Annotated in this window: 10 protein-coding genes; 2 read left to right on the forward strand and 8 right to left on the reverse strand. The window is 74.8% G+C overall.

The features are described from left to right. Positions 1-121 precede the first annotated feature (121 nt). The 7 genes from MFF58_RS00930 to MFF58_RS00960 form a co-directional block, all read right to left on the reverse strand. Entirely contained in the window at positions 122-1,744 is a 1,623-nt protein-coding gene (locus MFF58_RS00930) for a heme biosynthesis protein HemY (RefSeq protein ID WP_238284685.1), read from the reverse strand. Between the two features lie 125 nt (positions 1,745-1,869). Then, positions 1,870-4,119, reverse strand: a complete 2,250-nt coding sequence (locus tag MFF58_RS00935; protein ID WP_238284686.1) for a translation initiation factor 2 — start codon at positions 4,117-4,119, stop codon at positions 1,870-1,872. A gap of 105 nt (positions 4,120-4,224) precedes the next feature. Further along, positions 4,225-4,929 carry a uroporphyrinogen-III synthase gene (locus MFF58_RS00940; protein WP_238284687.1) on the reverse strand — a complete coding sequence of 235 codons (705 nt, stop codon included), beginning with the start codon at positions 4,927-4,929 and terminating at the stop codon, positions 4,225-4,227. Between the two features lie 4 nt (positions 4,930-4,933). Beyond that, positions 4,934-5,809 (reverse strand): aldose 1-epimerase family protein, encoded by an 876-nt coding sequence (locus MFF58_RS00945; RefSeq protein ID WP_238284688.1) that lies wholly within the window; start codon positions 5,807-5,809, stop codon positions 4,934-4,936. Between the two features lie 67 nt (positions 5,810-5,876). Next, complete coding sequence (locus MFF58_RS00950; protein ID WP_238284689.1) at positions 5,877-7,628, reverse strand: ABC transporter ATP-binding protein; 1,752 nt, start codon at positions 7,626-7,628, stop codon at positions 5,877-5,879. 79 nt (positions 7,629-7,707) lie between these two features. Further along, positions 7,708-8,007: a hypothetical protein gene (locus MFF58_RS00955; RefSeq protein WP_238284859.1), complete on the reverse strand. Its 300-nt coding sequence runs from the start codon at positions 8,005-8,007 to the stop codon at positions 7,708-7,710. Between the two features lie 90 nt (positions 8,008-8,097). Then, the gene (locus MFF58_RS00960) at positions 8,098-8,775 is read right to left on the reverse strand and encodes a DNA-binding protein (RefSeq protein WP_238284690.1); all 678 of its coding nucleotides are present in this window, start codon (positions 8,773-8,775) and stop codon (positions 8,098-8,100) included. 442 nt (positions 8,776-9,217) lie between these two features. Between MFF58_RS00960 and MFF58_RS00965 the strand changes: the two genes are divergently transcribed. Continuing rightward, a complete protein-coding gene (locus MFF58_RS00965) occupies positions 9,218-9,883 on the forward strand; it encodes a response regulator transcription factor (protein WP_238284691.1) in 666 nt (221 codons plus the stop codon). Then, positions 9,883-11,208: a sensor histidine kinase gene (locus tag MFF58_RS00970; RefSeq protein WP_238284692.1), complete on the forward strand. Its 1,326-nt coding sequence runs from the start codon at positions 9,883-9,885 to the stop codon at positions 11,206-11,208. Before MFF58_RS00965 ends, MFF58_RS00970 begins: the two co-directional genes overlap by 1 nt. Positions 11,209-11,218: 10 nt before the next feature. Here MFF58_RS00970 and MFF58_RS00975 read toward each other — a convergent pair whose 3' ends face one another. Further along, positions 11,219-12,610, reverse strand: a complete 1,392-nt coding sequence (locus tag MFF58_RS00975) for an aminotransferase-like domain-containing protein (RefSeq protein ID WP_238284693.1) — start codon at positions 12,608-12,610, stop codon at positions 11,219-11,221. Positions 12,611-12,679 lie beyond the last annotated feature (69 nt).

Raw genomic sequence — 12,679 nt, forward strand, 5'->3', positions numbered from 1 at the left:
CCCGACCCTACCGCGTCGCCGGTTGGCGCAGCTCCGACAGACGGGCGGCTATCCCTTTCAGCAAGGGAGAGAAGAGCGACGCGCGAGCCGATGCGCGACCCTCGGAAGGTCGCAGGACCGGTCAGCCGGTCCTGCGCACCCCGGCGGCTTGGGAGGCCGGCAGCGCCGCGGCGGCCATCCCGGCCGAGACCGGATCGCTGCCGGATGCCTTGGCGTCGCCCGGTGCCGCCGCGGCCATCCCGGCCGAGACCGAATCGCTCCCGGATGCCTTGGGGGCGCCCGGTGCCGCAGGGACGAGGGTCGGGAGCGGCGCGACGGCGCTCGGCGCCATCGGCGGCTTGGCCGCTATGGGGGGCTGGGACGCCATCGGTGGCGTGGACGCCTCGACCGTTCTGGCCGGGACCAGGACGGGTCCGGACGCGTCGGGTTCCGGCTCCACGGCCGGCTCGGGGGCCGCCAGGGTGTTGGGCGGCTCGCGCCACACGAACGCGTCGAGGCGGCCGGTGACCGGCGAAACCGGGGCCCAGGTCTCGGAGGCGACGCCGTCGGCGATCCACAGGGGATCGCGCGGCGCGCGGGCGGCCCGGGCCAGCCACTCGCGGGCCTGCCCGGAAGCGGCACCGTGCTCGGCCTCCTCGATCGCCGCCATCAGCAGGCAGGCACGCGCGGTCGGTCGGTCGGCGAGCAGGGGCTTCGCGGCCTCGCGGGCGCGCTTGTAGTCCCGCGCGTCGAGGGCGGCCTGCCCCAGAGCGAGCCGGGATTCCGGATGCCAGACGGAGAGCTTGGCCAGGGTCTCGGCCCGGGCGAGCCGGTCGCGGACCGAATCGCCGGGGCGCAATCCGAGATACACCTTGGCGAGGTCGGGATGCGGGTTCGCCTTCCAGGCCGCCTCGACGACGCGGGACGCCTTCTTCAGGTCGCCGCGGCGGGACAGGAGACGCCCCGCGATGCAGGCCGCCGGCACGAGCTCCGGGGCGAGCTTGACCGCCTGCAGCACGCGCTCCGCCGCGAGTTCGGGCTCGCCGGCCTCGCGCTCGCCGGCGATCGCCGTCAGCAGCACGGCCCGCTGGCGGCGGGCGCTCGCCTTGTCGATCAGGCCGAGGGACGAGCGCCGCTCGATGGTCTCCAGGGCGGAACCCCAGTCGCCGTCCGCGCTCTGCGCCTCCAGGAGCGCGTCGTTGGCCCAGGTGACGCTCGGGGCGAGGCGGGCCGCCTCGCTGGCATAGGCGCGGGCGGCAGTCTCGTCCTCCCGGCGCCGGGCCTCCACGAACAGGCCGCGCAGGCCCAGCACCCGCGTCTCCGGATCGTCGACCATGCGCTGAAAGGCGCTCTCGGCGGCGTCCCGGTCGCCCGAGATCTGCGCAGCCTGCGCCTTGAGCAGGAGCGTCAGGGGCTCGGTGCCGAGGAGCCGCTCGGCATCCCCGGCGTAGCGCCGGGCCGCCAGGGGATCCCCCGAGCCCACCGCCACCATGCCGCGCGAGAGGGCCGACAGACCCTTGGCCCGGCGGCGATCCGCGGAGCCCCGGACCAGCGCTTCGGGCAGGCCGATCACGCCGCGCACGATCGCCCAGAGGAGGCCGAGGACGATCGCGGCGGCGATGACGCCGACGAGGGCGAGCGCCAGGCTGGTGCCGACTTGGTAGCCGTTCCAGACGACGGTGACGGTGCCGGGCCTGTCGGCGATCCAGACCGCCCCGAAGGCGGCGAGTGCGAGCAGGGCCAGGAAGGCGAGGGCGCGCCACATGGGGTCAGTATCTCCTGTCGGCGGCCGGCGGGCGACCGCCGCTGGGTGCGGGAGGGGCGGAGCGCCTGCGCGCCCGCCCGGAGAGGTCGCGGCCGCGCGGCGCGCGGATCGATGCCATCACGGTCTCAGCGGCCCGCGGACGCCGCGGGGGTCGGGAGGGCCTTGAAGGCGCTGTCGAGCAGCGTCCGCACGGCCTGATCGGCCTCGGCCCGGGTCTTGAGCTTGGCGCCGAAATCCCCCGCCTGCTCCTGCGCCTCGGCCGGGAGCGCCGCGAAGGCCGCGGAGGCCGCCGGCAGATCGTTGCGGTCGAGGGCGGCCTGGACCTTGTGCTCCGGATCCTCGGAGGTCTCCGAGGCCGCCGGGGCGTCGACCTTGCGGACCTGAACGAGCCCGTCCGCCATGCTGAGGAGCTTGGATCGGAAATCGCCGGTCTCGGCCGCGCTCTTGGCCCGCTGCGCCTGCCGCTTGGCGGCGATCCGCTCGGCGACCGGCCGGAAGGCGTCGGCGAGGCGGGACGCCGTCGGAGCGCCCGTGTCGGCGAAGGGGGCGAGCGCCTGGGCCTGCGCGTCCGCGCCGGGATCGAGCCGGCGCAGGGTCGCCAGCGGCTCCGCGTACGGCATGCCGGATTCCAGAGCCGCCGCCACGCGGTCGGCCACGACGACCCGGAGGGCCGCCTGGACCGTGCCGGCCTCGGCGCGCTGGGCCACGCTCTTGTCGAGGGCGGCGATCTTGTCGGCCTGCTCCTGGAGGCGCCGGTCGACCGCCTTCGCGGTCTCAGCGGCCTGGGTCTGGCCAGCCTCCGCGGCGGTGCGGCTCGCCTGCGTCGCCGCCTGCACGGCCTCGGTGGCGGCCTTCACCCGGGCGTCGAGGGCCTGCTGCAGCGAATCGAGGCGCTGACCCAGCGCTGCGTCCGCCTCGGCATTCGCCTTGGTCTTCTGCTCGACCTCGCCCTGCAGCGCGGCGATCTTCCGGGCTGCATCCTCGGCCGCGCCCTTGTCGGCGCCGCTCCCCTCGAGGGCCTTCACGCGGGCGTCGAGGTCGGCGAGCGGCCTGCCGCCGTCCTGGACCGCGTTGAGCTTGGACTCGGCCGGCTGGTCGCGGCCCGGCTCCTCCTGAAGCGCGGCCACGCGCTGATCGAGGCTGTCGAGGCGTGCGACGAGATCCGCGGGAACGGCCGTCGCCGGCGCCGAGGACGGCTGCCCGTCCGGCGACGCCGCGACCGGGACGCCGCCCTTCTCCGACGCCTGCTTGGCGGCTGCCTCTGCGGCGGCGACCCGCTTGTCGAGGGCGCCCACGGCGTCGCGGGGGGCGAGCCCGTCGAGGCGCTTGTCGAGGGACGCGATCTGACCGGTCAGCTTCTGATCGAGGGCGTTCAGGCGCGGATCGGGACCGATCCCGGCCTTCTCGGCCCCGAACAGGAGGCCCGCCCCGATCACGCCGCCGAGCAGGCCGGCGGCCGCCAGCGAGCCGAAGCCCGCGCGGGCCCGAGCGGACGGGACCGCGCCGGCCGTGGAACCGGCGGCGGCAGCCGCTGCCGGACCCGGCCCCTTCGGCGGCTCCTTCCCGCCCTTGCCCCCATCCCTGCCCGCATCCTTCCCCGCATCCTTCCCGGAGGTGGAGGTATCGGGGACGCGGCTGGCCTTCATGTCGATGATCGGCCCGGCCGTCACCGCACCGGCCGCCACCGTGCCGGCGGCACCGGAGGTCGGTCCGCCCGGACGGGTGCCCGCCTGAGGACCCGCGCTCGGCTGGCCGGCCTTCGGCGGCTCGGTCCCGACCTTCGGGCCCGCGGCCGACGCACCGGAGGCCGTCGATGCCGTCGATGACGAGGTGGCCGAGCCCGATGACGAGGTGGCCGAGCCCGGCTTGGCGGCGGCCCCCGTCGATCCGGCGATGCCGGCCCTGGGCGGCTCCGTCTTCGTGTCGAACTTGGTGGTGTCGGCCTTCACGGCGTCGGGCCTGCCAATCGGCTGGGCGGTGGGTCCGGTCGCGGGCTTCGGCCCCGTGGCGCCGAAGCCCGGCTTGCCGGCATCAGGCTTCGCATCGGTCGAGCCCGGTTTCGCGGCCACGACCGGCTCGGTCGCCGGCCTGGGCGGCATCCCGGAGCCCTGGCTGGATCCCTGGCCGGATCCCTGCCCGGCCCCCTGCGGCGCGCTCGCGGTCGAACCCGGGGCGGCCGGCTTCACGCCACCGGTCGCCGACGACGTCGATGAGGAGGCCATCGATGCGGTGGACGCCGGGGCGGGGGTCGCCGGGGCGGGGGTCACCTTGGCATCGCCCCCGGGCGAATTCGGCTGCCCGGGCCGACCCGATCCGGCATCCGGCTTCCGGTTGCCGGATCCGGGCTTGTCGGCGTCGCTGGGTGGTGGCGTCACGGGCAGGTCCTCCAACTCTCATGCGTCGCCGTGTCCCCCTAGCACCGCGGTGACCCGGTGTGCGAGGGCGGGATACGGTGGCCCGGCCTCCCTGTCACCGCACCCTTACGGGTGCGGTCCGAGGGCGTCGAGCAGCTCCGCTTCGCGCGGTCGCGCCGCGACGAAATGGATCGGGACGCCGGCCGCTTCCAGGGGCGCGGCGACATCCGCCGATAGGCAGTAATGCCTCAGGCCGCGGAAAGCTCCGCCGTGACCCGCTCCATCCGCGAGGGCGAGGGCGACGGCGGCGCTGCGCCGCGAGTAATGGAAGGCAGCGTCGAGGTCGCCGCACGACAGGGCGCCGTCGACCGCGCCCGGCAATCCGGGCAGCGCCTCCGCCGCGTAAGCCACGTAGGTCGCCACCTGGAATCCGGCCGCCGTGAGCGTGGCCGCGGGTTCGGCCTTCCGCTCGGCGCCGGCGGCATGCAGCACGCGCGCACCCGCCGGAAGCGCCTCCGCCACCAGGGCCGCGAGCCCGGCAGCCTCCCCCGGCCCTTCCCGCACGGGACTGAGGCCGGCGCGGGCCGCCGTCGCGGCCGTGCGGGCGCCCACGACGAAGACCGGCAGTCCGCGCAGGGCCGCGGCGTCCCGCAAGGCCGGAACCGCGTTGGCACTGGTGAGCAGCAGCGCGTCGAAGGGGCCGGCCGGCGGCGCCCCGCCGATGGGCCGCACCGCCAGGACCGGCGCCACGAGGGGCGCGTGGCCGCGTGCCGCGAGCGCCGCGCCGGTCCGCGTCGCACCGGGCTCGGGGCGCGCGATCCAGACGCGCAAGGCCTCAGCTTTCCAGGGTCAGCCGGACGCCGTGGTGCGCCGCTGCGTCCGGGTCGAGGCGGCGCTGGGCGTCGCGCTCGGTGAGGTCGCCGGAGAAATCGGCCCAGTCGGCATGGCCGGTCCAGCATTCGAGCGACAGGAACGGCGCCGTCGGCTTCGTCCAGATCGCGAGGTGGGGGAAATCCGCCATGTCCATGCGGATCGTCCGATCGGGGCCCGCGAAACGCATCCGGCGGCTGCGCGCGTTCCGAATCACGAAGGCTTCGGTGAAGATCGCGGGATCGAGGGGCAGAGTCGCCCCCGTCATCGGGATCGGCTGCTCGTCGCGCAGCAGCAGTCCACCGGGCCCGACCTGGGGTGCGAACGGGCGCTCAGCCTGCTCGAACTCCACCGCGTAGCCGCCGTCCCGGGCGCGGCTGCCGCCCGCGAAGGGCCACGGGAAGGCCGGGTGGAACCCGATGGCGTAGGGCAGGGGCACGTCCCCCGTGTTGGTCACGCTCACGTCGAGGTCGAGGCCGGCCGGGCGGACCCGGGCGGCGATATCGAGCTGGAAGGCGAAGGGGTAATGCGCCCGGGTCTCCGGTCCGTCGGTGAGGCGCAGGGTCACCGCGTCGGCGCTCTGCGCCACCACCGCGAAGGGTAGGTCGCGGGCGAAGCCGTGCTGGCCCATCGGGTAGCGCGCGGACCCGACCGTCACGTGCCCGCCGGCCGAGGCGCCCACCACCGGGAACAGCCAGGGGGCGTGGCGATTCCAGTGCTCCGGATCGCCGCTCCAGAGGTATTCGTGTCCGCCGACCCGCCAGGAGACCGGTTCGGCGCCGTGAGTCGAGAGCGCGGCCGTGGTGCCGTCCGAAGCGGTCAGGTCGATGCGCGTGCTCACAGGACTCTCCCGCTGATCCTCGGAGAGCCGAGGTAACGGATGCGGCGCGGGGCGCAAGGGCCGCACCTCACGCCGCCGTACCCAGGCCCGGCAGCACCGCCTCGGGCGGGCCGGAGGCGACGAGGCGGCCGGCCTCCAGCACGTGGACCGCGTCAGCGCCCTCCAGGGTGGAGAGGCGGTGGGCGATGAGGATCAGCGTCCGCCGGCCCGACAGGGCGCGCAGCGCCCGCATCACCGCAGCCTGCGTCTCGTCGTCGAGGGCCGAGGTCGCCTCGTCGAACACGATCACGTCGGGATCATGGTAGAGCGCCCGGGCGATGCCGATGCGCTGGCGCTGGCCGCCCGACAGCCGCGCCCCGCGCTCCCCGACCCGCTCCCCGTAGCCCTGCGGCAGGGCCGCGATGAAGTCGTGGGCGCCGGCGAGCCGCGCCGCCCGCTCGACGGCGGCGAGGTCGGGTGCATCGAGGCCCAGCGCGACGTTCTCCGCCACCGTGCCGTCCACCAGGAACACCTCCTGCGGGACGTAGCCGATCCGGTTCTGCCAAGCGGGCAGGGCGCCGGCATCGACGGGGCGGCCGTCCACGGTGAGCCGCCCCGCGGTCGGGCTCAGCACGCCGAGGAGCAGGCCGGCCAGCGTCGACTTGCCGGAGCCGGTGCGGCCCGCGAGCCCGACCGTGGTGTTGACCGGGATCGTGAGGTCGATGCCGGAGAGCGCCGGCCGGCCGGTGCCGTAGTCGAAGCCGATCCCTTCGAGCCGGATCTCCCGCGCGAAAGGCAGGCGCTCCGCGGTGCGGGGCAGGGGGGTGCGCTCGTCGGCGAGCTCGTCGACGATCACCCGCACCGCCGGCAGGGTGAAGCGCATCAGCGCCACCGAGGTGAAGATGTTCTGGAAGGCCGGCAGCATGCGGTAACCCGCGAAGGCGAACAGGCCGAGCAGCGGCAGGATCCCGGCAACGTCGAGCCCCTGGGCCAGGGCGAACAGCACCACCACGATCACCCCGCCGAAGGCCAGGGCCTCGATGACGAAGCGCGGCATCTGACCGGTGAGCTGGCTCGCCGCGGTGGCGAGGGCGTAGGCGCGGGCCGGGGCATCGAACCGGGAGGCGAACGCCTCCGCCCGGCCGTAGAGCTTCAGTTCGGTGAGCGCCCCGAACGTCTCCTGCACGATGCGGAAGCGGGCCTCGTTGTCGGCCACGGTGCGGCTGCCGAGCCGGGCGAGCCGGGCGCGCATCACGAGGTAGATGCCCACGTAGAGCCCGCCGAAGCCGCCCCCGAGGATCAGCGCGAGCTGCGGCGCGTAGGCCAGCAGGAAGGCGATCACCGCCAGTGCCGAACTCGCCCGCGAGGCCAGCACGGTGGCGGGGGTCAGGGCGCCGACCACCAGCCGGTCGGTCTCGGAGAGCACGTTCTTGGCGAGTTCGGCGCTGTTGGCCCGGGCGAAGAACAGCCGCTCCCGGTCGAGGTAGCGGAACAGCAGCCGCCGGCTGAAGCCGTAGCCGGCCAGATGGGTGAACCGGAGCTGCGCGTAGGTCAGCCCGGCATTCACCAGCGCCGTGACCAGGATCGCCGCGAGCGCTGCGCCGCCGGTCACCAGCAGGAAGCTGCGCTCGTCGGCGAGCCCGAGAAACGCCCTGGTCTGGGCGAGGTAGGGGATGCGGGTCGCCGCCGACGGGTCGCCCACCAGCGTCAGGAACGGGATCACCGCGGCCACGCCCACCACCTCCAGCAGGGCAGCGACAGCGAGGCCGAGGGCGATCAGGGCGAGGCGCCGCCGGTCCGGCGCCCGCATGGCGCGGACGAGATCGGTCAGCGCGCGCATGGCGTCGGACAGGTCGGCGGGGGGGATCGCATGGCGGGCCCGGGCTTAAGGGCGCCGCCCCGGCCTGTCCACGCCGGGCTCAGCCGAGCTTCTTCAGCGTGCCCAGATCCACGTCCCCGTTCTGGCTGGAGAAGGTCAGCGACTGGCCGCTTCCATCCGCCTGCGAGACCCCCCCGATCCGGTGGTCGCCGCTGTCGTAGGTCGAGACCTGTCCGTCGCGGTCGATCAGCAGGCGGTGCTTGTCCGGGAAGAACGCGTATTTCATCCCGTTCTGCGCGCCGCTGGTCGCGGGCTGGCCCAGGTCCTTCGGCCACCAGGGCTCCATTCCCTTCATCGGTTCCATGGGCTTCATCGGTTCCATGGGCTTCATCGGCTTCATCGGTTCCACGGTGCGCAACTCCTGTCGATTCGGTGACAGGAGGACGCGGCGGGGCGGGAAGGGTTGCATGCCGCCCCGCCGCGGGCCGACCTACGGCATCGGCCGCTCGCGGACTTGGCCGTCGAAGCCGACATGGAGCTGACGCTCGCGCCCGTCCCGATCCTTGGCCGCCACCTCGATGTGGCGCGGGCCGCGGCCGGTGACGCGCACGTCGCTGTAGCCGGCGGCCTGAACCGAGGCGGTCAATGCCGGGAGGTCCGGCGTCGGCCCGAGGCCGATCCGATCCTTGGCCCAGTCGAGGCTGCCGGTCGGCGGCCCGCCCGCCGGCCCGAGTACCACCTTGCGCCCGTCGCCGTGGGTGAGGACGCTGGCGTGCAGGAAGCCCCGCTCGAACCGGCCCTGAACGGTCACGGCCTCGCCCTTGGCGACGAGGCCGCCGCCTTCGCCGGCGCGGCCGGTCTCGACGAGCGCCCGGCCGGTGCCGTCCTGGACGACGAACTTGTTGCCGAAGATCTCGGCGACGTTGCCCCTGATCGCGGTCGCGCCGGAGGGTGCCAGCGCCTGGATCGCCACGGGCTCCACCGGGGTGGGCTCGAAGGTCGTCCCCTGCGCCAGGGACAGGCCCACGGCGCCCAGGAACAGGGGCGCCGCCACCGCGCCCACCACCCAGGTCCGGCGGGGAACCGCAATCCGCCGCGAGCCGGCGGGGCCGGGGGCCGGCTCCGGGATCTCCCGCCCCGTGCCGTCGATCGTCTTGTCGCTGCTCATGATGTGTCGCCTCTGAAGGGTCCGGATCCGTTCGATCCGTGGCGCCTTCGTAAGGGGCGGCATCCAATCCGGCCTGAACCGTCCGGTTCAGGTCCGGTTAAACCGGCCGCCCTAGACCGCACCCTGGGGAACCCGTGCGGGCGCAAAGGCTTGGCGGCAGGAGCCGATGCGGGTCCGCGATGCGCGATACCGGGCGGGTGCCTGGGATCCGCCCCCGCGCTTCCGTGTGCACGGGCGACATGAGAAAACGGCTCTAAGTCTCGGCGGCGGCGTCGTTTGCGGCCGTGGGATCCGGGCGCCATGCGCGCCCGGTCTCCGAGCCGCCCCGGGGACACCGCGCCCCGCTCGCGCCGCCGGAGAGGGCGAGCGCGACCGGATGTCCCGGCGCGGACGGATCGGGCCTCGACCGGGGATCGAAGGCCAGACGGGGGAGATGGGACGGGTGAAGATCCTGCTGGTGGAGGACGACGCGGCGCTCGCCGCCGAGGTCGCCAAGGTGCTGCGCGCGGAGAACTTCGTGCTCGACCACGCCGCCACCGGCGAGGACGCCCAGCATCTCGGCGAGACCGAGGGCTACGACGCCGTCGTGCTCGATCTCGGCCTGCCGAAGGGCGACGGCGTCTCGGTGCTGCGGACTTGGCGAGCGGCCGGACGGACCCTGCCGGTGCTGGTGCTCACCGCCCGGGACGGCTGGAGCGACAAGGTCGCGGCCTTCAAGGCGGGGGCGGACGACTACCTCGTCAAGCCGGTCCGGGTGGAGGAGCTGGTGATCCGCCTGCGCGCCCTCGTGCGCCGGTCCCAGGGCGGCGGGGCGAGCCGGATCGCCTGCGGCCCCCTGAGCTTCGATCCGGGGCTCGGCGCCTTCGAGCACGAGGGCCTGCCGCTCAGGCTCACCGGCCTCGAATGGCGTGTCCTGTCCTGCCTGATGCTGAACCGCGAGGCCGTGGTGCCGCGCCCGCACCTGATCGAGCGGGTCTACGAGGGCGACGCCGACGTCGATTCGAACTCCGTCGAGGTGATCATCACGCGGCTGCGCCGGAAGATCGCGCCAGCCCGGATCGAGAGCGTGCGCGGCCACGGCTACCGCCTGCACGCGAATCCCGCCTGATGGCGGGGGCGACGCGGCGGCGCTCGCTGCGCACCCGCCTGCTCGCGGCGGCCCTGGTGCTGGTCCTGGCGGCCCTGGTGGTGGCCGGCCTCGCCATCGGGGTGATCCTGCACCGGTTCGTGCGCGGGCAGCTCGACGGACGGCTCGACGCGCAGATCACCGCCCTGCGGGCCGGGCTCGAGGTCGGGCTCCTCCCGCAGACCCTCGATGCGCCGCCCTTCGACCGGCCGGGTCCCGGCTGGGCCTGGGAGGTGCGCCGCGGCTCCGAGACGATCCGCTCCGGCTCGCTGCGGGGCGGCGACATCCGCCTGTCCGATCCAGGGCCGGACGACGACCCGGACCGGCCGCATCCGGCTTCGGCCACGGGCCCGGGCGGTGAGCCGCTCGTCGCCCGGGTGCTCACCGTGCCGGGGCCTCCGCCCGCCACGATCGTGGTGGCGGCGCCCGAGGCGGAGTTGCGCGGGCCCCTGCGCGAGGCGCTGACCAGCCTCGCCGTGGCGCTCGGCATCCTCGGCCTGTGCCTACTCGCCGGGCTGGCCGTCCAGGTGCGCCTCGGCCTCGCGCCGCTGACGCGCCTGCGGGCGGATCTCGCGGCCGTGCGGGCCGGGCGGCGCGAGCGCGTGCCGGCGGACCAGCCGGCCGAGATCGCGCCCGTGGTCGTGGAACTCAACGCGCTTCTCGACCAGAACGCACAGACCCTGGAACGGGCCCGCGGCCACGTCGCCAACCTCGCCCACGCCCTCAAGACGCCGCTGGCAACCCTGTCGATGGCGCTCGCGGAGCCCGCCCGCGACCCGGACGGCGCGCTGCGCCGGCAGGTGGACGACATGGACCGGCGGGTGCGGCATCACCTGCGCCGCGCCCGGGCCGCGGCCCTGGCCGGCTCGGCCCGGGGCCGAATGCCGCTGGCGCCGCGTCTGACCGACCTGCGCGACGCCCTCGTGCGCCTCTACGCCGAGAAGGGCGTGGCGATCGACCTCGCCGTACCGGAGGCTCTCTCCGCCGCCTGCGAGGGCCAGGATCTCGACGAGATGCTGGGCAACCTCGTGGACAATGCCTGCCGCTGGTGCCGGAGCCGCGTGCGGGTCTCCGCGGGGCTGCGCGACGGCACGGTGTCCGTGTCCGTTGAGGATGACGGGCCAGGCCTCGACCCGGCGGCGGCGGCCGCCGTCATGGCGCGGGGGCGTCGCCTCGACGAGGGCGTGCCAGGCCACGGTTTCGGGTTGCCGATCACCCTGGAACTCGCCGAACTCTACGGCGGCGGCCTCAGCCTCGGGCGGTCGGATCTCGGCGGCCTGCGGGTGGACTTGGCTCTCCCGGCCTGACCGGACGCGCTCAGCCCAGCGCCTCCCGTAGGATCGGACGGATGCGCGGATCGGCGCAATGGGCCACGTTGAAGCGCATGTAGCCGTTCCAGGCCTCCGACAGGCTGAACGAGGTGCCCGGCGCCAGCACCATGCCGCGGGCGAGCGCCCGGCGGGCGACCTCGGCCCCGTCGCGCCCGTCCGGCAGACGCATCCACAGGAAGAAGCCGCCCCGCGGCTGGGACCAGGGCTCCAGGCCGCAGCCGCGCAGCTCCGCGGAGGCCTGCACCATCGCGCCGGCGATGCGGCGCCGGGTCTCGGCGAGGTGACGCCGGTAGGCGCCCTCGCTGATGAGCGTGTGCACCAGGGCCGCCGTGACATGGCCGTTGCCGAGGCTCAGGGCCAGTTTGAGGTCGACCAGCGGCTCGACCCAGTCGGCCCGGAGCGCGATCCAGCCGCAGCGGGCGGCGGCCGAGAGGGTCTTGGAGAAGCTGCCGATCTGGATCACCCGCTCCAGACCGTCGAACCCGGCCAGCCGGGGGGCCGCGTCGGGCTCCAAGTCGCCGAAGATCTCGTCCTCGACGATGAGCGCGTCGTGCGCCTCGCACAGCTTCAGGAGCCGGTGCGCCACGGTGGGCGCGAGGCTCGCCCCCGTCGGGTTCTGCAGCGCCGCGTTGGTCAGGTAGAAGCGCGGCCTGTGCTGCTCCAGGAGCGCGGCGAGGGCCCGCAGATCCGGCCCCTCCGGCGTCATCGGCACGCCGACCACGGCGACCCGCTGGGCGCGCAGCAGTGCCAGGAAGTTGAAGTAGCAGGGGTCGTCCACCAGCACGGTGTCGCCGGGCTGCAGCAGGAAGCGGCAGACGAGGTCCAGCGCCTGCGTGGCCGATTCGACCAGCACGATCTGATCGGGCTCGGCGCCGACGCCCTTCTCGCCGACCTTGCGGGCGATCTGGTGGCGCAGGGGCTCGTAGCCGAGCGGCCGGTCGTAGTTGGTCATCTCGGCGCGGTCGGCCCGGGCCACCCGGCGCAGGCCCCGCCGGATCGCCTCGTGGGGCATCCAGGAATCGGGCAGCCAGCCCGCGCCGGGCTTGAGCTGATCGGAGCCGGCCTGCTGCGCCTGCCGGGTGATCCAGAGGGGGTCGACGATCCGGTCGAGCCGCGGTCCCATCGCCTGGAGCGAGAGCGGCCGCGTCTTGCCGGCGACGTAGAAGCCCGAGCCCGGCCGGGCCACCACGGCCCCCTCGGCGGCGAGCCGCTCGTAGGCCTCCACGACCGTCGATTTCGAGACGCCCATGGCGTCCGCGAAGGCGCGCACCGACGGGATCCGCACGCCCGGGACGAGCCGCCGCGCCGCGATCCGCTCGCGGATCTCGCCGACCACGGCGTCGACGCGGGTTCCCGGGCTTCTGGCCGCGACCGGCATCCGTACTGCTCTCCCGTCCGGACAATTCTTCTAAACCGTACCGAAGTGTTCCTGTCGCCGCCAGTCCCC

The sequence above is a fragment of the Methylobacterium longum genome, assembly GCF_022179385.1.
Classification (GTDB): Bacteria; Pseudomonadota; Alphaproteobacteria; order Rhizobiales; family Beijerinckiaceae; genus Methylobacterium; species Methylobacterium longum.